14 protein-coding genes and 1 pseudogene are annotated in these 24,333 nt (G+C 65.0%); 7 read left to right on the top strand and 8 right to left on the bottom strand.

All coding sequences use genetic code 11. The features are described 5' to 3' along the window. Positions 1–14: 14 nt before the first annotated feature. The 4 genes and pseudogenes from J7396_RS21120 (at position 15) to J7396_RS21105 (ending at position 9,251) form a co-directional block, all read left to right on the top strand. Entirely contained in the window at positions 15–1,067 is a 1,053-nt protein-coding gene (locus tag J7396_RS21120) for a LacI family DNA-binding transcriptional regulator (protein WP_209262057.1), read from the top strand. Positions 1,068–1,234: 167 nt separating this feature from the next. Beyond that, a complete protein-coding gene (locus J7396_RS21115; protein ID WP_008571911.1) occupies positions 1,235–4,273 on the top strand; it encodes a TonB-dependent receptor in 3,039 nt (1,012 codons plus the stop codon). 316 nt (positions 4,274–4,589) lie between these two features. Further along, positions 4,590–7,625: pseudogene (locus J7396_RS21110) on the top strand (TonB-dependent receptor). Positions 7,626–7,730: 105 nt separating this feature from the next. Beyond that, on the top strand, positions 7,731–9,251 hold the full coding sequence (locus J7396_RS21105) for a tryptophan halogenase family protein (protein WP_209262056.1): 1,521 nt from the start codon (positions 7,731–7,733) through the stop codon (positions 9,249–9,251). A gap of 408 nt (positions 9,252–9,659) precedes the next feature. Here J7396_RS21105 and pyrF read toward each other — a convergent pair whose 3' ends face one another. Beyond that, complete coding sequence (gene pyrF, locus J7396_RS21100; protein ID WP_029820804.1) at positions 9,660–10,391, bottom strand: orotidine-5'-phosphate decarboxylase; 732 nt, start codon at positions 10,389–10,391, stop codon at positions 9,660–9,662. After that, positions 10,388–11,347: a 5'-nucleotidase, lipoprotein e(P4) family gene (locus J7396_RS21095; protein WP_209262055.1), complete on the bottom strand. Its 960-nt coding sequence runs from the start codon at positions 11,345–11,347 to the stop codon at positions 10,388–10,390. The genes pyrF and J7396_RS21095 overlap by 4 nt, the downstream gene beginning before the upstream one ends. Before the next feature lie 330 nt (positions 11,348–11,677). Between J7396_RS21095 and J7396_RS21090 the strand changes: the two genes are divergently transcribed. After that, positions 11,678–12,346: a DUF480 domain-containing protein gene (locus J7396_RS21090; RefSeq protein WP_065628802.1), complete on the top strand. Its 669-nt coding sequence runs from the start codon at positions 11,678–11,680 to the stop codon at positions 12,344–12,346. A 283-nt stretch (positions 12,347–12,629) separates the two neighbouring features. Here J7396_RS21090 and J7396_RS21085 read toward each other — a convergent pair whose 3' ends face one another. The 3 genes from J7396_RS21085 to rep all read right to left on the bottom strand — a co-directional run bounded on the left by J7396_RS21085 (position 12,630) and on the right by rep (position 16,774). Then, the gene (locus tag J7396_RS21085; RefSeq protein ID WP_209262054.1) at positions 12,630–13,664 is read right to left on the bottom strand and encodes a DUF4272 domain-containing protein; all 1,035 of its coding nucleotides are present in this window, start codon (positions 13,662–13,664) and stop codon (positions 12,630–12,632) included. 51 nt (positions 13,665–13,715) lie between these two features. Next, a complete protein-coding gene (locus J7396_RS21080; protein WP_209262053.1) occupies positions 13,716–14,252 on the bottom strand; it encodes a GNAT family N-acetyltransferase in 537 nt (178 codons plus the stop codon). A 545-nt stretch (positions 14,253–14,797) separates the two neighbouring features. Next, positions 14,798–16,774, bottom strand: a complete 1,977-nt coding sequence (rep, locus tag J7396_RS21075) for a DNA helicase Rep (protein ID WP_007971162.1) — start codon at positions 16,772–16,774, stop codon at positions 14,798–14,800. 205 nt (positions 16,775–16,979) lie between these two features. Here rep and J7396_RS21070 point away from each other — a divergent pair, with 205 nt between their 5' ends. Continuing rightward, entirely contained in the window at positions 16,980–17,609 is a 630-nt protein-coding gene (locus tag J7396_RS21070; RefSeq protein ID WP_005917020.1) for a thymidine kinase, read from the top strand. Positions 17,610–18,037: 428 nt separating this feature from the next. Next, a complete protein-coding gene (locus J7396_RS21065) occupies positions 18,038–19,282 on the top strand; it encodes a GAF domain-containing protein (RefSeq protein WP_008571921.1) in 1,245 nt (414 codons plus the stop codon). A 157-nt stretch (positions 19,283–19,439) separates the two neighbouring features. On the opposite strand, the gene J7396_RS21060 is transcribed toward J7396_RS21065, so the two are convergent. From J7396_RS21060 to mutM, 3 genes are all read right to left on the bottom strand, one after another. Further along, positions 19,440–21,041: a glucan biosynthesis protein D gene (locus J7396_RS21060; RefSeq protein ID WP_209262052.1), complete on the bottom strand. Its 1,602-nt coding sequence runs from the start codon at positions 21,039–21,041 to the stop codon at positions 19,440–19,442. Positions 21,042–21,109: 68 nt separating this feature from the next. Beyond that, positions 21,110–22,132 carry a DUF4380 domain-containing protein gene (locus J7396_RS21055; RefSeq protein ID WP_267460032.1) on the bottom strand — a complete coding sequence of 341 codons (1,023 nt, stop codon included), beginning with the start codon at positions 22,130–22,132 and terminating at the stop codon, positions 21,110–21,112. A gap of 650 nt (positions 22,133–22,782) precedes the next feature. Then, positions 22,783–23,598, bottom strand: coding sequence for a bifunctional DNA-formamidopyrimidine glycosylase/DNA-(apurinic or apyrimidinic site) lyase (mutM, locus tag J7396_RS21050; protein WP_008571924.1), 816 nt, complete (start codon positions 23,596–23,598; stop codon positions 22,783–22,785). Positions 23,599–24,333: the final 735 nt, after the last annotated feature.

Here is a 24,333-nt window from a genome sequence, read left to right as displayed (position 1 = left end):
GAGAACGCCACAGCATGAGTCGGCCACGGTCCGAAGGCGGCAGCGTCACCATCAAGGACGTTGCGCGCGAAGCGCAGGTGTCGGTGGCGACGGTCTCGCGCACCATGAACGGGCATCAGCACGTGGCCGAGTCGGTACGCGAGCGGGTCTTGCAGGTGGCGCGTGCGCTCAATTACATCCCGCACCACGCCGCGCGCAGCCTGAGCAGCCGGCGCACCCACACCATCGGGGTGGTGCTGCCGGACCTGCATGGCGAATTCTTTTCCGAATTGATCCGCGGCATCGACCAGGTGGCGCGCGAGCAGGGCTATCACCTGCTGGTGTCCAGTTCGCACGGCGACCCGCAGGCGCAGCGCCGTGCACTGGAGCGCCTTCCCGGGCGCGTGGACGGCGTGGTGGTGATGTCGCCGTCGCTGGGCGATTCGGGCGTGCATGAAGACGCGCTGCCCGGTGGCCTGCCGGCGGTGCTGCTCAACTGCGCCGGCAGCGCCAGCCAGCGCCCGGTGCTCAATGTGGACAACTACGGCGGCGCGCGGGTCATGACCCGGCATCTGCGCGACAGTGGCCACCGCCGCATCGCCTTCATCGCCGGGCCGGACGACAACTTCGATGCGCATGAGCGCCTGCGCGGGTATCGCGACGAACTGGCGCTGGACCCGGCCGCGCAGCCTTGGATCTTGCCCGGCAATTTCGACGAAGAATCCGGTTATCGCGCCGGCCAGGCGCTGGCCCGGGACACGCGGCCCGACGCCGTGTTCGCCGCCAACGACATGATGGCCTTGGGCTGCCTGTTCGCGCTCGGCCACGCCGGGCTGAAGGTGCCGCAGGACATTGCGCTGGCTGGATTCGACGATGTGCCGATGGCGCGCTACGTGCTGCCTGCGCTGACCACGATGCGGGTGGATATCGCCGGCCTGGGCGCGCGCGCGTTGCAGTTGTTGCTGGGCCAGCAGTTGGTCGATGCGCCTGCACCGCCTGCCGACGCTGCGCCGCCGGCGTTTTCGCAGATGGTTCCGGAACTGATCGTGCGTGCGTCCAGCGCCGCCCGCGGCACACCGGGCCATTGACGTCTATGCACCCTGTCGCATCTTCACGAATTCTTTACGGTTTCTTATGTTTTTTATAACTCTATCGTTGCCGCTACCGCTGCTCGTTCGTCCTTGAAACAACGCGTCACCCTGCGCCACGCCGACCACGCTGCCGGTACGCGCCTGACCCCTGGGAGGGGGAAGTCATGAAGACCTACCGTACCGTCTCCACCCTGCCGGCGCGCAGCCTGCTGTGCTGCGCCCTTGCCGCTTCGTTGCTGGCCGCCAGCCCGGCCATGGCCCAGTCCAGCAATGCCACCCTGCGCGGGCAAGTCGCCGCGTCCCAGGCAGGCACCACGGTGACCGCCACCAATGTCGCCACGGGCACCACGCGACGCGTGGCGACCGGGCCGGACGGCAGCTATGCCCTGGTTGGCCTGCCGCCGGGCACCTACAAGGTGGATGCCGGCCCGGGTACCGAGAAGACGGTGACCTTGTCGGTGGCCTCGTCGGTGAGCCTGAATCTGGGCAGTGGCGGCGAGGCGACGACGCCCGCCGATGGCACCGCCACTACCCTGGACACGGTCAAGGTCACCGCCACCTCGCTGCAGGAGGTCAAGACCTCCGAAGTGGGCACCAATGTGTCGCTCAAGCAGATCAACACGGTGCCGCAGCTGACGCGCAACTTCCTGGAGTTCGCCGACACCGTGCCCGGCATGCAGTTCGAGACCGACCCCAACGGCAACAGCCGCATCCGCGGTGGCGCGCAGGCCAGCTCGGCGGTCAACGTCTACATCGACGGCGTGGGCCAGAAGAGCTATCTGTTCGGCGGCGTCTCCGGCCAGGAGCAGAGCGCGGGCAACCCGTTCCCGCAGCTGGCGATCGGCGAATACAAGGTCATCACCTCCAACTACAAGGCCGAGTTCGACCAGGTGGGGTCGGCGGCGATCGTGGCCTCCACCAAGTCTGGCGGCAACGAGTTCCACGGTGAGATCTTCGGGCGCACCACCAATACCGACTTCCGCGCGCGTCAGGCCGACGAGCGCGCCGGTGCGCCCAATGCCGACGGCAGCAAGCGCCAGACCCACCAGGACGAATACGGCATGGCCTTCAGCGGGCCGATCGTCAAGGACAAGGCGCATTTCTTCGTCAGCTACGAAGGCAAGGGCTTCGAGGTGTCGGCCAACCCGGTCTCGGTGCCGGACAGCTTCAGCGCCCTCAGCGACGACCTGCCGGCCGGCGTGCAGAGCCGCCTGGGTTCGGTCACCCGTCCGTTCAAGGAAGATCTGTACTTCGGCAAGATCGACTGGGACGTGGGCGAGAACGATCGCCTGGAGTTGACCGCCAAGTACCGCGACGAAAAGAGCCGCGACGACGTGGGCGACCGCAACACCGCCATCGCCGGCAAGAACAACCTCAACACCGAAGAGCGCTATGACCTGCGCTGGCAGCATTTCGGCGAACGTTACGTCAACGAGGCGCGTGTCTCCTACGAGGACGTGCTGTTCAACCCCAATGCCTTCACCCTGGGCAACCAGAACATCTATACCCGCGGCGTTGCCGAAGACGATGTGCTGATCCGCGACAACGCCACCAGCGGCCTGGCGATCCAGCGCAAGGGACAGAAAGGCCCGAGCTTCCAGAACGACCTGACCTTCAACAGCATCGACTGGCACGGCAGCCACGTCATCAAGATGGGCGTGAAGTACAAGGAGGTGGAGCTGACCCAGAGCGAAAACTCGACGGTCAATCCTTCGTTCTATTACGCGGTGGCCGATGGCCTGGGAACCTCGGCAATTCCGTACCAGGTGAAGTTCAACCTGCCGTTTGCCGGTGCGGCGCCCTCGGTGACGACCAAGAGCAAGCAGCTGGGCCTGTACATCCAGGACGATTGGGACGTCAACGACAAGCTGCAATTGAACCTGGGCGTGCGCTGGGATGGCGAGAAGATTCCATCCTACCTGGACAACGTGACCCCGCCGGAAGTGGTGGCGGCCTTGAACGGCCCCGGCACCGACCCGACGGTGAGCGCCACCTACGCCGAGCAACTGGCCAAGGGCGGCGTCAACATCAACGACTACATCAGCACCGGCAATAACCGCAAGCAGGACAACAACAACTTCGCGCCGCGCCTGGGCTTTTCTTACGATTTCCGTGGCGACGAATCGCTGGTGTTGTTCGGCGGTGCCGGACGCAGCTACGACCGCAACCTGTTCGACATCCTGGGGCTGGAGCAGGTCAAGTCGGCGCTGGCGCAGTACACGCTCCGCTTCGCCGAGGCCGCGCCCGGCTGCACGCCGGCGCCGGGTACCTGCGTCAACTGGAACCCGGCCTACCTCAGCGACCCGGCAAGCCTCGGCGGTCTGGTCAATTCGGGTGTGCGCAACGGTGAGATCGACCTGCTCAACAACGATCTGAAGACGCCTTATTCCGACCAGTATTCGCTGGGCCTGCGCACGCGGCTGGGCGAGTGGAACACCTCGGCCACGGTGTCCTACATTCACAGCAAGGACGGTCTGATCCTGACCTTGGGCAACCGCTATCCCAATGGCGATTTCTTCCAGAATGGCGGCCAGCCGTGGAACGAGAATCCGCCGGGCTTCGGTTCGCTGCTGATCGGCAATAACGGCGTGGAAACCAAGACCGGACAGCTGCTGCTGTCGGCCGACAAGCCCTATACCCAGGAAAGCGGCTGGGGGCTGACGGCGGCCTACACGTTCTCGCGCGCACGCGGCAACCGCGGCAACGACGAGCGCTACGGGTTCGATGCGGCCACCATCGCCGACTACCCGTTCCTGGATCTGAACGCAGTGCCGCGCCACCGCCTGGTGCTGACCGGCATCTACGATTTGTTCTGGGGCATCAGCGCCTCGGCCAAGCTGACCCTGGCCACGGTGCCGCCGCGCAATGAGGCGGTGTCCTACGACCAGTACGGCGGCCAGCCGTCGGAGAACATCCGCATCGTCTCGGTGGATGCACCGGGCGGCAAGTTCATCGCCGGCGGCGACATCTTCGGCACGCGCCAGCTGGATCTGTCGCTGTCCAAGGACATGCATGTCACCGAGGCGTTGACCGTGCAGGTGCGCGGGGATCTGATCAATGCGCTCAACTTCCGCAACTACGATCAGTACGCCATCGACTGGGGCCAGGACGGCGTCTACAACCCGCGTGCCAGCATCAACCAGTACGGGGCGCTGTCCACCTCGCCGCGGACGCTGTTCCTGAGCGCACGCATCATCTGGTAAGTCGCTAGCACCGCCGCAGTCGCCAGCACAGGGGTGCCGCCTGTGCTGGCCATCGTGCACGGCACGCACCCTGGTGCATCGTTGGTCTTGCATTGCCCGGTGATTGCCACGGCACTGCATCGTCCACGCGTCGTCATTGCCTCACCCGTCTCGACCCGTGCCTGAAGGAGCAAGCACCCGTCACCGCAGACCCTTGTTGTTCTTGCAGCCCTTGCGGCTGCTGTTGCCTGTTGTCCCTGTGTTCCACACCAAAGCACCAACCCAACGCGCCAGTCACTGCACTGCGTCGCGCTTTACCCCTGGGAGGGGGAAAGTCATGAAGAATCACCGCACCGTCTCCACCCTGCCGGCGCGCAGCCTGTTGTGCTGCGCCCTGGCCGCCTCGTTGTTCGCCACCACTCCGGCCATGGCCCAGTCCAGCAACGCCACCTTGCGCGGCCAGGTCGCTTCCGCGCAGAGCGGCAGCGAAGTCGTCGTCACCAACATCGCCACCGGCTCGGTGCGACGCGCGCCGGTCAATGCGAACGGCAACTACACCATCGTCGGGCTGCAGCCGGGCACCTACAAGGTCGAATCCAACGGCATCAGCCGCACGGTGACCCTGTCGGTGGCCTCCAGCGCCACTGTCGATCTGGGCACCGAGACGGCCGCGGCGCCTGCCGGTGATGCGACCACGCTGGATACGGTGACGGTCAGCGCGCCGATGATTCGCGACGTCAAGACCTCGGAAGTGGGCAACACCATCAGCGCGCGGCAGATCCAGCAGTTGCCGCAGGCCACGCGTAACTTCCTGGAGTTTGCCGATACCGTGCCGGGCATGGTGTTTCAGGTCGATGGCAACGGCAACACCAAGCTGCGCGGCGGTGCATCCAATGCCAGCGCCGGCAATCTGTATATCGACGGCGTAGGCCAGAAGAGCTACGTGCGTAGCGGCGGCGTCGCCGGTCAAAGCGATACGCAGGGCAATCCATTCCCGCAGCTGGCGATCGGCGAATACAAGGTCATTACCTCCAACTACAAGGCCGAGTACGGCCAGATCAGTGGCGCGGCGATTACCGCGGCCACCAAGTCCGGCACCAACGAATTCCACGGCGAAGCGTTCTATCGCTATACCGATCAGGACCTGCGCGACAAGCGGCCCGACGAAGAAGCCAATGGCAAGATCGACTCGCAGACCAAGGAATACGGCTTCGCACTTGGCGGGCCGATCATCCAGGACCGCATGCATTTCTTCGTTGCCTACGAAGGCAAGGAAAACGTGGCGCCCAAGAGCGTGCAGCCGAGCTCGGAGGCGGCGGCCTTCGTCAGCCAGTTGCCGGCCAACCTGGCCAGCCAATATGGCCCGGCCAACATGCCGTTCGAAGAAGACCTGTTGTTCGGCAAGATCGACTTCGAGCCCACCGATCGCGATCGCATCGAATTGAGCACGATCTACCGCGACGAGACGCAGACTGCCAACGTCGGCGGTACCAACACGCTCGCGCAGGCCACTGACAAGATCAACAAGGACAAGCGCACCAACCTGCGTTGACAGCACAGTGCCGACAACTGGTTCAACGAGGTCATCGTCGGCACCGAAAATTCGGAGAACAACCCGACCCCGCGCACCCTGGGCAATGGCATCGTCTACACCTATTTCCAGCCACGTGCCGGCTCCACCGATATCGATGAGCGCACGTTCCTTACCACCGGTTCGGCTGGCGGCAAGAACGCGCAGCGCAAGAGCCAGAAAGGCTGGTTCATCCAGAACGATCTGACCTTCACCAGCTTCCAGTGGCATGGCGAACACACCATCAAGATGGGTGTGAACTACAAGGACATCGAGCTCACCTCGCAGGATGCGGCGGCGTTGAATCCGCAGTTCAGCTATCGCGTCAGCAATGGCAGCATTGACTCAACGCCGTACCGCGTGGACTTCATTGCGCCCTACACCACGCCAGGCCAGCGCGCCACGGTGGTCTCGCCGTCCAAGCAGTACGGTATCTATCTGCAGGACGACTGGGCCGCCACCGACAAGTTGATGATCAACATCGGGGTGCGCTGGGATTACGAAGACACCCCGGCCTACACCAACTTCGTCACCTCGCAGGCGTTCGTCGATGCGCTGTATGCCAACGACGCAGAAAATCCCGGCCAGCCGTGGGCAAACCGTCTGCTGCCCAGCGGCATCAACGTGGCCGACTACATCAGCACCGGCAACAACCGCAAGAACTTCAAGGATGCCTGGGCGCCGCGCTTCGGTTTTTCGTATGACATCTTCGGCGACGAAGCCGCCATCGTGCATGGCGGTGCCGCGCGCTCGTACGACCGCAACCTGTTCGAACAGTTGGCGCTGGAAACCAGCAAGGCGGCGCTGTCGCCGGTGGCGGTGTATTTCGAAAACCCGGCCACCGGCACGTGCTATCGCGCCGACCGCACCTGCGTGGCGTTCGACCCGCGCTATCTCAACGGCATCGATCAGCTCAACACCATTCCCGGTGTCGCCGGCAGCGCCGAGCTCTTCATGTTCAACAACAAGCTCAAGACGCCGTACAGCGACCAGTACAGCATCGGCATCACCAACCAGGTGGGCGACTGGCTGACCGATGTGACCTTCCAGCGCATCCTGAGCTACGACGGTTTCGCGATGGGCTTGATCAACCGCTATCCGGATGGCTCCTACTTCCAGAACGGCAACGTGCCGTGGGGCGAGCCGGTGCCGGGCTATCAGAACACCATCCTGGGCAGCAACGGCCTGGAGCAGCGCAACAGCCAGGTGCTGTTGTCGGCCGACAAGCCGTACACCAAGGAATCCGGTTGGGGCCTGACCTTGTCCTACACCCACACCAGCGCGCGCCAGAACCGCAACATCGACGAGCCTTACGGCTTCGATAAGGCCACCATCCGCGGCTATCCATTCGTGAAGTCCGATGCCGTGGCCGCACATCGCTTTGTCGCTTCCGGTTCGATCGATGGTCCGTGGGGCGTGACCTTCGGTGCCAAGCTGGTGTTGGCCACGCCCGAGCCGATCAACACGATCGCCTGCTTCGGCTTCACCGATCCCGATGGCGCCACCTGCCAGCAGGTCGGCGTCACTCCGCCGGGTAGCGGTAAGTTCCTGGTCGGCGGCGATATCTGGGGCTACCGCACGGTGGACTTCCAGGCCACCAAGGAGTTCACCGTGGCCGGCGACTTCAAGCTCAACGCACGTGTGAACCTGCTCAACGCGTTCAACTTCAAGAACTACAGCGCTTACGCCTACAACGGCTTCGGCAGCAATGGTCAGTTCGCTCCGGACATCGCCATCAACACCAGTGGCGAGATCAACTACGTGCCGCGCAGCGTCGTGCTGGAGATCGGCGCCAAGTTCTGATGCGCGCATTGCCACATGCGCCGACACGGGCATGTGGTATTTCGAACGGGGCCAGCTGGCCCCGTTCGTGTGTCCGTCCGCTGTCTTGTTCAGGAATGCATCGACATGATTCCCGCTCCACTTCGCAACATCGTCATTGTCGGCGGCGGCACCGCCGGCTGGATGGCGGCCGCCGCGTTTGCGCGCGTGCTCGGGCCCACTTTCAAGGTGCAGCTGATCGAGTCCGACCAGCTGGGCACCGTCGGGGTGGGCGAAGCCACCGTGCCGCACATCAAGGCCTTCAACAACCTGCTCGGCATCGATGAGGCCGAGTTCGTGCGCCAGACCCAGGGCAGCTTCAAACTCGGTATCGAGTTCGTCGACTGGCAACGCCCGGGAACCGCGTACATGCATGGCTTCGGCACCCAGATCGGGCACCCGCTGGGGCTATTGCCGTTTCACCAATACTGGATCAAGCAACACGCACGCGGCAGAGCGCAGCCGTTGGGGGCGTACACGCTCAATACCGTGGCGGCTGCGCGCGGCAAGTTCATGACCTCCGCCGGCGATGTGCCGGCCAACTCGCCGCTGGCCAACATCGCCTACGCGTACCACTTCGATGCCACGCAGTACGCGCACTTTCTGCGCCGGTATTCGCAGCAGCGCGGCGTGACCCGCATCGAAGGGCTGGTCGAGCAGGTGCAGCTGCATCCGGAAAGCGGCCATGTGCAATCGCTGCAGCTGGCGTCCGGACAGACGGTGCACGGCGACTTGTTCATCGATTGCTCCGGCTTCCGTGGGCTTTTGATCGAAGAGGCGCTGCACACCGGCTATCACGACTTCACCCACTGGCTGCCCTGCGATCGCGCGCTGGCAGTGCCCTGCGAAAAGGTGGGCCCGCCCACGCCATACACGCGCTCCACCGCGCGCGCAGCCGGCTGGCAATGGCGCATTCCGCTGCAGCACCGCACCGGCAACGGCTATGTGTACTGCAGCGCGCACATCAGCGACGACGAAGCGGCCGCCACGTTGCTGGCCAATCTGGACGGCAAGCCGCTGGCCGACCCGCGCCCGCTGCGCTTCACCACCGGGCGGCGCAAGCAGTGCTGGAACCGCAATGTCGTCGCACTGGGCCTGGCCAGCGGATTTCTGGAGCCACTGGAATCGACCAGCATCCATCTGATCCAGTCCGGCATTTCCAAGTTGCTGGAGCTGTTTCCGCGCGAGGGCGTCAGCCCGGTGCTGGTGCAGCGCTACAACGACCGGCTGGCATTCGAGTTCGACCGCATCCGCGACTTTCTGCTGCTGCACTACCACGCCACCGAGCGCGACGACAGCGCGTTCTGGCGGCATTGCCGCCACATGCCGATCACCCCGGAGCTGCAGACCACGCTGGACCTGTTCCGCGACAGCGGGCGCTTCTATCGCAATGCCGAGGAAATGTTTGCCGAGATCAGCTGGGTGCAGGTACTGGTGGGCCAGGGCATCCTGCCGCAGGGGTATCACCCGCTGGTGGACCAGGTGCCGGATACCGACGCCGAAGGCTTTCTGGCCAGCGTGGCGCAGACCATCAGCCACTGCGTGGATGTGATGCCAAGCCACCAGCAATTCATCGACCGCTACTGCAAGGCGGCTGCGTTACCGTAAGTGCCTTGGTTTGCACTGCGGCTGGAACTGATGCTGAAGGTGGTGGCAGTTGCGCATGACCGATAACGAACGCAGGGATCCAAGCGTGCGCCAACGGCGCGCTTCGCACGTGCGTCCAGGCGATGCATGCTCGCCTAGTGCAGCGGGTAACGCGCGATCTATGCCACCACGCAGCCAGCCACTGATGTCGGTCGCCACGACACGCGAACGTGACGGCAAAAAAAAGGATCGGACACAAGGCCCGATCCCTTCGAAAACCGGGACAAGCCCGGTGGACAATGAGTGGCACAGCTTCCGACTGACATCGGACGCCGGCATGTTAACGAGACTTTCACATTAAAGCAATGCTTTAATTGTTGACGCCTAAACTATTGATTTATTTGGAAGCTGGCCGCTGTTTCGGCCCGATCAGTTTCCGTTCTGCGGCAGTGCCGCGCGGATCTCCGCCTGGATGGCGTCAGCCGCCGCTGCAGGGTCGCTCGCCAGGCGGATCGGGCGGCCAACGACGATCGCGTCGGCGCCGTCGGTGAAGGCCTGCGCCACGCCGACCGTGCGTTGCTGGTCGTCGCCGACCGGGCCGCCGGGGCGGATGCCGGGGCAGACGATCGAAAAGTCCGGGCCAGTGGCGCGGCGGATCGGGCCGGCTTCCTGCCCCGAAGCGATCACGCCATCGATCCCGGCGGCCTGCGCAGCCAGCGCGCGTTCCACCACCACGTCCACCGGTTCACGGTCGATGCCCATTGCCGCCAGGTCCAGGCGGCCCATCGACGTCAGTACCGTGACCGCCAGCAGGCGCATGTCACCGTGATTGGCCTCGGCGGCGGCCTGCAGCATGCCGGCGTGCCAGCCGTGCACCGTGCAATAACTCACCGGCCACTGCGCCAGGCGGCGGATGGTGCCGGCCACGGTGGCGGGAATGTCGAAGAACTTGAGGTCCACGAACACGCGCTTGTCGCGCTTGGCCAGCGCATCGAGCACGTGGAAGTACTCGCCCGATGCCAGCAGCTCCATGCCGATCTTGTAGAACGACACCGAATCGCCGAGCCGGTCCACCCAGGCGATCGCTTCATCGTGGCCGGGCACATCCAGCGCGAAGATCAGCCGCTCATGCGCGGCCAGCGGCAAGGGCGCGCGGCTCATCGGGCCACCTCCAGCGCAGCGCGCTTGGCGTCGTGGCGCTTTTGCCAGGGTTGCGCGTAGTCGTTGTTGAACTGCGCCGGCTCCCAGCCGCCGTAGCTGGGGTTGGGCAGCATCCACCAGCGTTCGCCGAACCAGTCGTGGTATTGCTGCAGCAAGGCGCCACGCGCCTGGCCGGTGTTGGCGGTGACCTGCACGAAGTCGCCCAGCTGGTCGCCGAACTGCATCAGCACGCGGTACTTCTGTCCGGCCAGCTGGCGGCGGCAGTTCTTTTCGCTGCCGTTCTGCTCGCAGCCGGGCACCACCGTGCCCAGGCCGAGAAAGACGCTGTCATCGGCCACCGGCAGGCCCACGCTGCGCAGATTGGCCAAGGTGGCGTCCTTCAGGTGCACCGCGCGGTTGGAAATGTAGATCAGGGTGATGCCGCGGGCATTGGCGGCCTTGGCGAAATCCACCACGCCGGGAATGGCAGTGGCCTTCTTCTCGGCCACCCACTGGTCCCAGCTCAGCTCGTCGTATTCCTTGCCATCGCGCAGCAGCCGCGCCTGGTAGGGCGAATTGTCCAGCACGGTCTCGTCCACATCCAGCACCACCGCCGGCTTCAGGCCGGTGGCGGCATTGCCGCGTTCCTCCGGCACCAGCGCGTCCCAGTTGGATTGCTTGAGTGCAGCGTCCAGTTTGTCGGCCGCAGCGCGATAGGTCTGCTCGGCCACGGCACGGTATTCCTCCGAGCGCTGCATCCACAGCACCGCATTGAGGTTGTCGTCGCCGGCCGGTGCAGTGGTGGACGACGTTGCGGCCTTGCTGGCCGCAGCGCTGGCGTCGGCATCGGCAGTTGCGGTGGCTTCCTGCGCGTGCGGGGATGGCTGCGTGTCGGCGGGCTTGCAGGCGCCCAGGGCCAGCGCGGTGCAGGCGATGAAGGACAACGGAGCGTAAAGCGAGGGGCGCATGGCATCCACCGGGACAGGGTCGACAATAAAGCGTGCGATTTTAGCCGGTTCGCGCCGTACCGCTCGCGCTGGCCGATGGCGCCGCCATCGAAATGACAGGGGCGCACGGATGACGGTCGCCGCAATGCCGGTCGTCCAACCGCGTGGCTGCATCGGTCTTCCACACATGGCGAATATGTGCCGTGCCCGTTCCTGGATGCCCACGCCCGTTGCCGGCGCACGACGCTGACATGCGCGACACCGTCAATGGCGTCGGCCACCTTGCATCGCGTCGCAGCGGAAGAACGCCGGCAGCGGATCGGCATATCCTTGTGCGCTGATCGCCTCCCGGAGTCATCCATGACAGAGACCTCGCCCCCGCCCGTCCTCGATACCGCCCAGGCCCGCGTGCTGGGATGCCTGATCGAAAAGGAGGCCACCACGCCGGACGCGTACCCGCTCACCGTCAACGCTGCGCAGGTGGCCGCCAACCAGAAAACCGCGCGCGAGCCGGTGCTGAATCTGCAGACTGGCGTGGTGCACCACGCGCTGCGCCAGCTGGAAACCCTGGGCCTGGTGCGCCAGCAGTTTTCTTCGCGTGCCGAGCGTTACGAGCACCGCCTGGGCAGCGTGCTGGATCTGACCCGCCAGCAAGTCGCACTGATCGGCCTGCTGCTGTTACGCGGCCCGCAGACGCTGGGCGAGCTGTACGCACGTAGCGAGCGCCTGGCGCGTTTCAACGATGCCGACGACGTGCGCCATCACCTGGAGCGGCTGATCCAGCGCGGCCTGGCCGCACAACTGCCGCGCGCCAGCGGTCAGCGCGAAGACCGTTACATGCATCTGCTCAGCGGCGAGCTGGATGTGGAGGCGCTGCAGGCCGCTGCCGCGCGTGCGGCACCGAGCGCGCGCAGTGGCAGCGACAGCAGCGACCTGGACGCGCGGATGCAGGCGCTGGAAGCAACGGTCGTCGAACTGCAGGAGGCGCTTGCCGCGGTACAGGCGCGGCTGGAGGCAGCTGGCGCCTGATCTGCGGGCGGCACCCACCGACGGCCGTAGCGGCAGCGCGGCAGGTGTGCTGCAGCATCGACGTCAGCTGCCTTGGGTGACCCGGCAGTTGCCGGATCGCCCGATACGCACCACGGCACGCAGAGGCATGCGGCATCGCCTGCAAGACCCGCACGGTCTTGTCGCCCGGCCGCACGATGTCAGTGTGTGCGCGTGTTGGCTGGATGCACCGGCCAGTCCTGCCGCGTCGGTGCAAGCGCTGCCCGCGCACGAACGCCGGGGTCGGGGTCGGGGCACGCCAGCTTCAGGTCGGCGTGTCCACCTCGTCCCACTCGGCGTCTTCGAAGTGCAGTAGCCAATTGAGCGCGTAATGCCGCTCATACACCACGCCCGGCACGATGCCGGCGGGGACCGTCTGACCGGATTGGCCGGCCTGGCGGACCGCCCAGTGCAGGCGCAGGTGGCGGTCCAGCGTGTCCAGCAGCTCGGCGAGCGGGCGTCGCGCCAGCGTCGGGCGCTCGGCAGCTTGTGCGTTGTCCAGCGCGCGCTGTGCAACCAGGGGCACATCGCACAGCGCGTTGGGTTCCGGCAGCGTGTCGGCCAGCCCCGAGGCCCATTGCAGCACGGCCAGGCTTTCGTAACGCCAGCCGAAGTTTGCAAGCGCCTGCGCATTCGGCGCTGGCTGGGCGAACAAGGCGCGCTCCTGCGGCGACAGCGCATCTGCCACGCCGGGAAGACGCGTCTCCACCTCGGCCAGCGACGGCGGCGTATCGCCAGCGGCCAGGATCTCTGCACGCAGCGCCACCGCAAACAACGCCAGCATGCGTCGACTGACGACTGCCGCATCGCGCACGCGCGCTTCGGCCTCACCGGGCACCGGCGGCAGGCTGGGCGGCACGCGGATGCCTTGCGCGGCCAGCACGGAAAGTTGCTGCGCGCGCCGCTGCAACGCATCGGGCGGATACGGTACCTGCGCATCGTCGTCGATGGCCGGCTCGCCCTGGCTGATCAGCACCCGCCCCTGCGGGTCGCGCACGCTGCCATCGGCCAGGAAACACACCGCATTGGCGTGCTCGGCCCACTGCGCCAGCGCGCCGACGTCCGCATCGTCCACCTCGAAGCTGAAGTGCTGCCGCACCCGCTGCACATGCCGCATCAGGTGATAGCGCGCTTGGGTCATCTGGCCATCGCCGGCCTGATTCACATAGCCGACAAAGCCGTGCAGATGCGCGGCCAGTTCCGGGTCGGCGTGGTCGCGATGCTGCACGGCAGCCTGCGGCAGGAAGTCCGGCCACAGGGGCGTGCGTAGCGTGGAATAGGCGTTGACCAACAGTGCCATGCAGGCCTCCCTGTGCGGTGGAAAACAGCCGGCAGGGTGACGCAGCGCTGCTCAGCTGTCCACGCCACCAGGGCCGAGGTCGATCGTGTAGTACGCCACGGCCTCGTTGCCGGGACTCAGCACCCGCAGGCTCTCATAGCGCAGCCCCAGTGCTTCCAGCGCGCGGATCGACTCCGCATTGCCTGGCGAGACGATCGCGCACACCTGCGTCAATCCCAGTACCTGGCGTGCATGCTCCAGCACCGCGCGCCCGGCTTCGGTCACATAGCCCTTGCCGCGATACGCGGGCAACAGCGCAAAACCGATATGCGGCACCGGCAAGGTCTCGCGGCACAACAGGCCCAAGGTGCCCATGAAGGTGCCTGCCTCGCGCGTTTCCAGCGCCCAGTGCGCGAAGCCGTGTCGTTGCTGATGCGCCTGCGCCCATTCGCGCACATGCTCGCGCGCCTGCTCGCGGGTGCGGATACCGCGGTCGTTGATGCCGGCGATGAACGCAGGATCGTTGACCAGCGCCAGCATTGCCTCGGCATCGCGCTCGGGATCGAGCAGACGCAAGCGCACGCGTGCGGTTTCGAGGATGACGGTCACGGCGCACTCCGTTGGCGGGAACCTCAGACTGCCGTGCGGCAGTGGCACTGACAAGTCTGACGACCGCATGCATGGCCACGCTGCAGTACCCGCACGGTTGGCGATATCACTCCGGTTGGGTGGTGCAACTGGCGTGCGCCACCGGCGCGTTGCCGGCTCGCCTGGCTGGCCAGCAACGCTCCAGCCTTGGGCCGTGCCAGCGACGGCGCGGGCGATCATGCCGGGCCTGCATGCCAGGCTGTTCCACGTCTGTTGCAGGTCGCGTGCTGCAGCGCGTAGTACGCACGTCGAGCGGCAAGACTGCGCATCGATGCACGCCTGACCGCCAGCGCATCACGGCCGAGACGTTCACGATGCGCTCCATCCTTGCGCACGCGTGCCGCGCAGGGCAGCCGGCCCGGGAGGCTCAGCGTCAGGCATGCCTGGCAACCGATGTGTGCCACGCACTCACCCGCAGTGCCTCCGGCAGGCGCCCAGCGCCGTCTTGCCTGCCAGGCTCACCTGTTGATGCACGTGGCGCAGCTGCTCGCGCGGCTCAGGAGCACTCAGTCGAACAATGCCTGGATCGCGGCCAATCCCGCACTGGCGCGTTCCTTCTTGCGCTCGGCGTCGGCCACCGGGTCGGCACCATCGCGCTGCAGTTCTTCGGCCGGAATCTCATCGAAAAACCGGCTCGGCTTCAGTCGCACATGCTCACCGAACTTGCGCGTCAGCTTGCTGTGACTCATCCACAGCTGCTCCTTGGCGCGGGTGATGCCCACGTACAGCAGGCGGCGCTCTTCCTGCAGATTGCCTTCTTCCAGGCTCACTTCGTGCGGCAGCACGCCGTCCTCGCAGCCGACGATGAAGACATAGCGGAATTCCAGTCCCTTGGACGCATGCATGGTCATCATGCGCACCTGGTTGCCGCCATCGTCCTTGTCGTTGCGCGACAGCAACGCCAACTGCGCAGCCAGATCGCTGGCGCTTGCACCGCGCGGACCACCTTCGAACCACTCGGCCAGCTCGTCCAGATTGCGCTTGCGCCGCTGGAAGCCGGTCTCGTCTTTCGATTGATTGCGCAAGTCGTTGAGCAAACCGGACTTGTCGGCCAGCAGGCGCACCAGCTCGCCGGCCGGCATGCTGGACGAGTGCTCGCGCATGTCGCGCAGGATGTCGGTAAACGCACTCAAACCGTTGGCCGCGCGCGGCGGTAAATGCTGCAAGGCGCCCATCGACTCGGCTGCGCGCGACATCGGTACCGACTTGGCGCTGGCAAGTTCGGCAAGACGCGCCAGCGAGGTCGCACCGACTTCGCGCTTGGGCGACTGCACGGCACGCAAGAACGCCGCGTCGTCATCCGGGTTGACGATCAACCGCAACCACGACAGCAAGTCCTTGACCTCCTGCCGCTCCAGAAACGCGGTACCACCGGTGAGGTGATACGGCACGCGCAACAGCTGCAGCGCTTTTTCCAGCGGCCGCGATTGAAAATTGCCACGGAACAGAATGCAGAAGTCGCTCCACGGCACCTGCTTGGCGGTACCCAGGAACGAGATCTCCGCGGCGACCTTTTCGGCTTCGTGCTCGCTGTCGCGGCATTCCCACACGCGGATGCGCTCGCCGTCGGCCTGGTCGCTCCACAAGGTCTTCAAATGCTCATGCGGGTTGTGCGCGATCAACGCGTTGGCCGCACGCAGCACACGATTGGAGCAGCGGTAGTTCTGTTCCAGCTTGATGATTTCCAGCGCCGGATAATCGCGCGCCATCTGCTGCAGGTTTTCCGGATTGGCACCGCGCCAGGCATAGATGCTCTGGTCGTCGTCGCCCACGCAGGTGAAGTTGCCGCGCGGGCCGGCCAGCATCTTCAGCAGCCGGTACTGCGCATCGTTGGTGTCCTGGCACTCGTCCACCAGCAGGTAGCCGATGCGCTCGCGCCAGCCCATCACGATGTCTTCGTTGGCTTCCAGGATCTGCACCGGCAGACGGATCAGGTCGTCGAAGTCCACTGCGTTGAAGGTGGTCAGCCGCGCCTGGTAGCGCTCGTACAAGCTGGCCGCTTCCTTTTCGCGGGTGCTGCGTGCGGCCGCCATCGCCTGCTCCGGCGACAGGCCGGCATTCTTGGCGCGCGAGATCAGGTTCTTGGCATCTTCGATCGCATCGGGCTTGGCGCCATGCATCAGGTCCTTGATCTGCGCGGCGGCATCGTCCGAATCGAAGATCGAAAAGCCGCGCTTCAAACCGGCGGCGGCGTGCTCGATCTGCAGGAACTTCAGGCCCAGTGCGTGGAAGGTGCAGATCGTCAGGCCGTCGGCACCGTCGCCGCGAATGCGCTTGGCCACACGCTCGCGCATTTCCTTGGCGGATTTGTTGGTGAAGGTGATCGCGGCGATCCGCTTGGCCGGATAGCGGCCGATGGCGATCAGATGCGCGATCTTTTCCACGATCACGCGCGTCTTGCCGCTGCCGGCGCCGGCCAGCACCAACAGGGGACCTTCGCAGTGCAGCACGGCGGCGCTTTGCGGGGGATTGAGACCGTACATAGAGGCTTCCGACAGAGCGCGCCATTGTACCGGGGCTGCCTACGGCTGGCCGACGCGATGGATTCATGTCTCCAGTGCGGCTAGCCCTGCCCACAACCGGAGGCTGCTCCCACACGCTCGACGGCAGGCGTCGACCCCGCCCGACCGCGCCAGCGCAGCACACACAGGCGCCGCATCCTGCTGCCTGGCCCGGTAAAATCGCCCGATGGCCAAGCTCTATTTCTACTATTCGGCGATGAATGCCGGCAAGACCACCACCTTGCTGCAATCGGCGCACAACTACCGCGAGCGCGGCATGCGCACGCTGATCCTCACGCCCAAGCTCGACCACCGCGCCGGCAGCGGCGTGGTCGCCTCGCGGATCGGCTTGCGCGCGGACGGGCGTATCTTCGAGCGCGACACCGAGTTGCAGCAGCTGGTCGAACGCGACATCCACAACGACGGCGCGTTGCATTGCGTGCTGGTGGACGAAGCGCAATTCCTCAGCCGCGCGCAGGTCTGGCAGTTGAGCGAGGTGGTCGACCGGCTGCGGATTCCGGTGCTGTGTTACGGCTTGCGTACCGATTTTCGTGGCGAGTTGTTCGAGGGCAGCCAGTTCCTGCTGGCCTGGGCCGACGAGCTGGAAGAAATCAAGACCATCTGCCACAGCGGCAGCAAGGCCACCATGACCGTCCGCGTGGATGCACACGGGCACGCGGTGCAGGACGGTCCGCAGGTGGAAATCGGCGGCAACGAGCGCTATGTGTCGGTCAGCCGGGCCGAGTTCAAGAAGATCATGCGTGGCGAAGGCCGCATCGATCCGCTGCAGATCGCCTTGCCGCTGCCCGTCGCCTAGCGCCGGGGCCTGGTACCGCACCCGCGGCCATCCGCGCTGCCGTGGTGCATCCAGGACAGCACTGCCCCGGAGCAGCGTGTGCGCGCATCCTCGTTTGCGCTGCGATATCGCGCTGGAAGCAGGGGTTTGCACATCGCCGTTGGTCGTTCGCCAACACCAAACGCTCACCGCCGCACTGGCGCCAGCGGCTACAACCACACATCAGCACACGGTGCGGCACCGCGTTCGTCGACAGCCAGCCGCGACCGCCGGCCACGCTCTATACGCTTTTCAGGCGCTGCTAAACCCGTGCGGGCATGCGGTCACGCCGGCGTCGCGGGCGCCATCAGACAGGCGTATCGTGGCGGCTGTGAGACAGCGGCGCACCACACAACCGGGCGCAACCGCAGTCCTGTAAACTGGCAAGCGTCCACTCTTTGGAGGCACTCATGGATCCACTGCCTCCCGCATTGCGCGCCGATATCGCGCGTGTCGGCCGGCTCTCCTCGGTCGCCGACGTGTTGAGCGTGCTCACCCGCCTGACCGGGATGGGATTTGCCGCCGTCGCCCGCGTCACCGACGCGCGCTGGATCACCTGCCAGGTGCACGATGCACTGTCCTTTGGCCTGCGTCCGGGCGACGAACTTCCGCTGGCCACCACGTTTTGCGACAGCGTACGGGTGAAAGGCAATGCGGTGTGGTTCGGGCATGCATCGGATGACCCGGTCTACCGCGATCATCCCTCGCCGCGGCTCTACGGCTTCGAGAGCTACGTCTCGGTGCCGATCAGGTTCGACGATGGCAGCGTGTTCGGCACCTTGTGCGCGTTGGATCCGCAGCCGCGCGTCATGGACGCACCGCTGGTGGAAAAGGTCGAACTGCTCGCACAGTTGCTGGCCGCACAGATCCAGGCCGAGCAACGCGCCGAAGAAAGCGCGCTGGAATCGCGGCGCGCCCGCAGCGAACTGGGCCGTGTTGGCGCCTCGGCGCGCTTGCGCGAAGAATTCATCGGCATTCTCGGGCACGACCTGCGCAACCCATTGCAGTCCATGCATGCGGTGGTGGATATGCTGTCCATCGACCAACTCGACCATCGCTACGGCAGTTCCATCCGCTCGCTGCAGCGTAGCCTGCGGCGCATGGAAGAACTGATCGATTTCGCCTGCGATTTCGCTCGCGGCATTGAACTCGATTGGTTGCAGCTGGACTATGGCGACGGGAGCGACCTGCTCGATGCACTCTCCCAGGTCGTGGACGAAACCCGCGCCGCCTACCCCAACCAGGTGCTGTCCACGCATGTGGCCATCGACGAGCCAGTGCACGGCGATGCGATCCGGCTGGCGCAGATGTTCGGCAGCCTGATGATCAACGCCGTCGTGCAAGGGCCGCAAAGTTCGCTGATCAAGGCGGTCGCGGTCACCGAACATGGCCGGCTACGCATCGAAGTCTGCAATCTGGATGGGATCGATCCACGGCGGCTGGATGTGCTGCACGCTTCCACCCATGTGCATACCGGCGGACGTGCGCTACCGGATGTCGATCTGGGCCTGCATATGGCAGCGCAGATCGCAAAGGCCCATCAAGGCGAATTACGCATCATCAGCGGCAAGGACGGCACCTGCTTCCGCGTGGAGCTGGCCTGCACACGTCCGCGCGGACGACTGCACCTGGTCGGCACCTCAGCGCCGGCCTGAGTGCGTGACGCAGCGCCCATCGTCCCGCAAACACGTCCACCAACAGATGGCGCCCCAGCCGCATGCTGCATGCTGCATGCTGCATGCTGCATGCAGCAGCGTCCCCTGGCGCCGCATTGCCGCATGCGACCGCGCTGGCCGTCCGGCCCGGCGCTTCTCAGTAAATCTTGCGCTCGCTCAGCGGTGGCGGCGTCCACTGGTACAGCCAGGTTTCGGTGAGCGGCTTGCCATTGGCGCGCAGATACAGGCGGATATCGATCTGCTGGGTGCCCTCGTCCGGCGGCACCAGGTCGAACATCGCCCGATAGCCCTTGAGCTCGTGCAGCGGGCGCGCCGACACGATTTCAGTAGTGCCGCGCGACACCTGCAACACCGCCTCCACTTTGGCCTTTGGGTCCTTTGCCAGCGCGGCCAGTTCGCCACCGGCAAAATCCACCGCAAAGCGCCAGGAGAAATGGCTGCGTTTTTGCCCGACGACGCCGCCGAGGCCGGTTCGGGTCGCCACGCAATGCGCCAACGGCGAGCTGGCCGGCGGCTGCGCGCCCCAGTACAGCCGGTAGCCCATCAGCAGTTCCTGCCCCGGCTGCGGCTTGGCTTGCGGGTTCCAGAACGCCACGATGTTGTCGAAGGTCTCGTCCACGGTCGGAATCTCGACCAGCTGCACCGAGCCCTTGCCCCAACCACTCTTGGGTTCCACCCACAGGCACGGGCGCTTTTCGTAAAACACGCCATCGTCCTGGTAATGGTCGAAGTTGCGGTCGCGCTGCAGCAGCCCGAACCCACGCGGGTTCTCGTCGACGAACATGTTGAAACGCAGATGCGGCGGGTTGCATAACGGGCGCCAGATCCATTCGCCGCCGCCGGTCCACATCGCCAGGCCATCGGTGTCGTGAATTTCCGGACGCCAATCCCAGTCCATCCGGTTATCGTTTTCGCCGACCTGGTACATGCTGGTGCACGGGCCGATACCCAGCCGCTCGATCGCCTTGCGTGGGTACAGCGCGCTGTCGATATCCATCAGCAGCACATCGCCATTGGTGATGGCGAAGCGGTACGCGCCGGCAACGCTGGGCGAATCCAGCAAGCCGTACACCACCACCGTGTCCGAATCGTCGGCCGGCTGCTCCAGGTAATAGGCGATGAAATCCGGAAACTCTTCCCGCCCGCCGGTACCGGTATCGATGGCCAGCCCGCGTGCCGACTGCCCATACTGGCCTTCCTTGCCGACCGCACGGAAATAGCTTGCACCCAGGAATGCCGAAAAGTCGCGGTCGGTGTCCTTGCGTGTGTTGAGCCGGAAACCGGCAAAGCCCAGGTCCTTTGGCAATTGCTTGCCGCCCAGCCCGCTGCGGCCGTAATCGAATGCCGCCGGGTCGTAGGCCAGTTGCTGTGCCTTGCCATCGACGATGTCGTAAATGTGCACCGGGGTATGGAAATACAGTCCCAGGTGGAAGAACTTGGCCTGGAATTTGCCGTTGCCATCAGCCCACAACGCGTGGTCCTGGCGATAGCGGATGGACTGATATTGATCCCAGTTCAGCGCCTCAAGCGGCCCCGGCAATACCTGCTTGTGGCTTTTGTAAGGCGCCTTCGCCAGCGCGCGCGCCTGCCCTTTCAACCAGGCGTAGTCGAAGGGTTGCGGTTGCCCGAGTCGACGCAGGCCAACGGCCTTGGCCGCCAGCGCCCACTGCGGCAACGTCGGCAAACCGAGCGCGGCCAATGCGGCAGCAGCATTCTTCAGGAAGTGGCGTCGTTGCATGCGCATCGATCTGGTCAGGGAATGGGCGACATCATAGCCACAGCCCGGCATCGACGTGAATGCGCATCTCAGCGAGGCGCAGGCGGCGCATCGCACGCATTGGCCAGCGCCAGCGCATTGGCGTGGCTGCAAAGGAACCGCCGCTGCGCCTGTTCCTCATCCGGCCCGGTATAGCGCAGCAGCGTCCACTGCTCCTGTGCCTGCATTTGCGCACCTGGCGCAAGCTGCCGATACGGCGCGTGCACCTCCATTTCCAGCAATCCCTGTTCCGGATGCCGGGGTGGCGCATCCAGATACAACTCCACCTGGCCTTGCTCGGGATGGATCGCCGACAGCGGTTGATGCGCGAAGCGAATCACCAAGACCTGCGCGCCTGCGAACCCGGCCATCCATCCTGCCGACGGCTGCAGCAATAGCTTGCCGCGCTGGATCAATTGGTCTGGGCGCGTATCGGCGCGCAGCGCGAGCAGGCCGCGCTCGTGCTGATAGCGCGGCGCAATCGTGCCGGGCTCGCGCGGCGGCTGCAGCCGGATATCCGCAGCAGCGGCAACGGGCACAAACACCCGCGTCGTTGCCGCAACCCGCGTATTGAACCAAAGATCCCAGGCAATTGGCTGCGCGCGGATATTGCGTGCGCTGGCCTGGATGTCGACGGTGTCCGCACGCGCTGCAGAACGTTTGATCTGCTTGCGCAATTGCACCCCGGTCAGCGGGCTGGGCACCCCTTCAAATTCCACCACGTCATGACGACGCATGCTGACGCGCGTCTGCGCCAGGGACAGATACGGATCCGGCGGCCACACCGCGGCCGCCGCCTGACGCTCGTGGTTGAGCTGCTGGTGCAACCACCACTGACTCTGCGGCCCGACCCACACATCATGGCCGAAATAGGGAATATCCCCCGCAGTGGCCGACACCTCGGGCGCAGGCTGTTGCTCCACTGCCGCACCGACCTTCAACACGTTGGGCTGGCCGCGCAGATTGAACGACAGCACGCGCCCGCCAAATGCCGGCGTGACGCTCAGCTCTATCGCGTTGGTCTTCAACTGGAGACGCTCTACGGCAGCTGCCGCGCTCGAAGAGGGCGTCATCGCGCCGGTCGACGGCATCGCTACCAGCGCACATGCACCGATAAGGATCAGAGGAATGACAAGCTGTCGGGGGCTGGACATACAGCGCTTCCACATGAGGACTTCACGATTGTGGCCCGCCGCCTACCTGGACACCAGGACACCGCTGCTCGCGGCTGCTTGCTGTACCTCCGCTGCGGCTCAGGTGCGATGTCGCACTATGTTTGCCTGGAGAACTGGCCACGTTGGGCGCTGAGCACTCTCGACGGACTCGAGCAGAAGAGGGTTTCCGTGCGGTCGGCACCTGCGCCCGGACATGCATGCAGGTTGGAGCGCACGCCCGATGCCGGTATCCAGAGCGAGCGTAACGATCGCGAGGATTCTTGCAGCTAGCTGGCCGCTTTACGGGTGCGGTACAGCGATCGATTCAGTAGTCTCGGGCGCCCCGACCGCATGCGCCGCAACCAGCCAGTGCATGCCGAAAACTACGGTGCCCAAGAGAGCCGCGTCGACCGTCACAGCATTGCGCAGAGCAGACGCGTGTCGCACGCCCGCAGTCGAGCCATATGGAGAGTTGATCGGAGTCGCTTTGTTGTGACTTGCGCGGCAACGATGGTGACACGATCGCGCGAGTGCCAGTGCTCAAACACCGCGTCGGCGCGATATCGCGCTTATCGCTGACAGCTCCCGCACCACACCGTGGCGCGTTGACCAATCGTCGCGTGCTTCAATACCCGCCCACATTGCTTGCAGGCCTCGCCTTCGCGCCCGTACACAGAGAGTTCCTGCTCGAAATAGCCAGGCGCACCATCCGGGCTGATGAAGTCGCGCAAGGTAGTCCCGCCGCGTTGGATGGCATACGCCAGGATGTCTTTCACTGCGTCAGCCAGACGCCGATACCGCGCCAGCGACACTTTTCCCGCCTCGCGCAGCGGACTGATTCCCGCCCGATGCAGGCTTTCGGCAGCGTAGATATTTCCAACCCCGACAACCACGGCCTGATCCATCAAAAAGGTTTTGACGGCGGCACGCCGCCCTTGTGCCAGTGCGTGGAGATAATCGCCAGTAAATGCGTCCGATAATGGTTCTGGACCAAGCGCAGCGAGCAACTCATGGGTTTGTGTGCCGGATTGCCACAGCAGGCAGCCAAAGCGACGCGGATCGTTGAAGCGCAGCACGCGCCCGTTCTGCAGACTGATATCCACATGGTCATGCGCCCGCGGCAGGGTGTCGCCTGGCAGCACCCGCAGACTTCCGGACATCCCCAGATGCAACAGCGCGCTGCCGCCCGCATCTGTATCGATCAACAGATATTTCGCGCGTCGGCGCACGTTGGTAATGGTAGCGCCGGGGAGCAAGCGCTCGATCTGCTCGGGAATCGGCCAGCGCAAATCGGGCCGACGCAGGATCACGCCATGGATCCGCTGCCCAACCAGATGCGGCGACAGGCCACGCAACGTCGTTTCGACCTCGGGCAACTCGGGCATCAGCGCATCCAACAAGCGCCGGTCACATACCGGCAAGGCAGCTAATGGGGTCGAAACACTCAAATGCAATCAATGCGACGCTGCCGGCGTGCCATCGCTGGTCTATCCCTGCCTTGCCCGCCTGATAGAAGCGCTACTTCCACGTCATACCGTGAACTGAAGATATCGGATCACGATTCGTTTCGACGTGACCTGCTGATCTTTCGCAGCGGCGGCCCTTGCGTTTCTGGCTCGCATCTACGCGTTCTTCGACTGCACCGCGTGGAGCCGATCAATGGCGCAGCGATGTAATGCTGAGCCCTGCGTTGGCGATCCAGTTTCTGGGACTGGATATGTGAAACGTCCTCCTTGCGTCTTGTCTCACCAAGGATGTGGGGCCCATCACTGATGCCGTGATCGATCCGCTCCAGGCCGTTCTTTAGTATCGAGGATATGCGCACTAGGACGTCGGCCGAGCGAGGCTGTCATAGGCGATGTCTGTTATCGGCTTCAGCCACTACCGCACCCGTGCATCTGGCATTGGCCAGGCAGGTTATTTGGCCAACAGATGGATCGCGCCCTTTTCTCCAAGAGATGGGCGCGTGGCGTGTGTGGCGAGGCTTGGTGCCAGCCTCCTGACGGGCTACCGGCCCAGGCGGTACTGCACGCACAGCACGACATCGGTACCGGTCGGCAAGCGGGGCGGAATGCAAGGCGCGTTTACGCGCGGCGCAGCCCAGCGCTTGCGCAAAAAAG

This window comes from Xanthomonas sp. A1809 (genome assembly GCF_017746015.1).
GTDB classification, from domain to species: Bacteria; Pseudomonadota; Gammaproteobacteria; order Xanthomonadales; family Xanthomonadaceae; genus Xanthomonas; species Xanthomonas euvesicatoria.
This window is presented reverse-complemented; position numbering and strand designations above follow the sequence as displayed.